The sequence below is a fragment of the Amycolatopsis sp. H20-H5 genome (genome assembly GCF_035828755.1).
Lineage (GTDB): Bacteria > Actinomycetota > Actinomycetes > Mycobacteriales > Pseudonocardiaceae > Amycolatopsis.
The window spans coordinates 1-706 of sequence record NZ_JAYMZS010000300.1 but is presented as its reverse complement, the minus strand read 5'-3'; the positions used below and the strand labels follow the sequence as shown (position 1 = coordinate 706).

At 64.2% G+C, this 706-nt stretch carries 1 protein-coding gene; it reads right to left on the bottom strand.

Annotation, left to right across the window (positions count from 1 at the left end):
- The coding region (locus QMK34_RS47610) for a tyrosine-type recombinase/integrase (RefSeq protein ID WP_326421649.1) at window positions 1-599 on the bottom strand (599 nt) is incomplete at its 3' end.
- Between the last annotated feature and the right edge of the window lie 107 nt (window positions 600-706).

Sequence of the window (706 nt, the reverse complement as noted above, 5' to 3'; positions counted from 1 at the left end):
GCGACGAGCCGGGGGCAAGTTTGATCGCGCAGCCGCTGGTAAGCAAGCAACGCTGTCACCGCGCTCGGATGCAGCGGAATCTGCCGGGACTTGCCAAATTTAGCGTGTCGCACGACAAGTAGCCCACCGGTGGCGTCGAAGTCGGTGTCGTCCAGGTCGATCACTTCGCCGATGCGCATCCCGGTGACAGCGAGCAGGCTGATCACGGTGTGCATGGTCGCGGTGCGCAGTGGAGTCCGCAGCTGTTCGGCTTCGGCGAACAGTGCCGCGATATCGGTGTCGGAATAGAGATAGGGAACCGCTCGCCGACCGTTCCCTGAGAGCAGTCCGGGAGGCGGAACTTCCACCGCTGGGTCGAGAGTCTGTAAGTAGGCGGCGAAACCGCGGACCACCCGCATCCGGAATCCCAACCAGCCGGGGCTGGCGTCGGCGGGCAAGCTCGCCCAGGCCACCGCGGATGCCGTGGTGACCGTATCGGCGTGCTGCTCGTCGAGGTAACTGATGAACTGGGCGAGGAGTTTCGCATCGCGCCGCAGGCTGAATCCGAGGCTGTGCCGTAAATCCAGGTAGTCGTCCAGGGCCAGGCGGAGTGTGGTCATGACAGACCTGCCGGCCACGGGCGAGCCAGGGGCCGCAACGATTCGGTGTCGACTTTCGCATAGATTGCTGTGGTGATCGGCCTTCGATGCCGCAGCACTTGACCGAT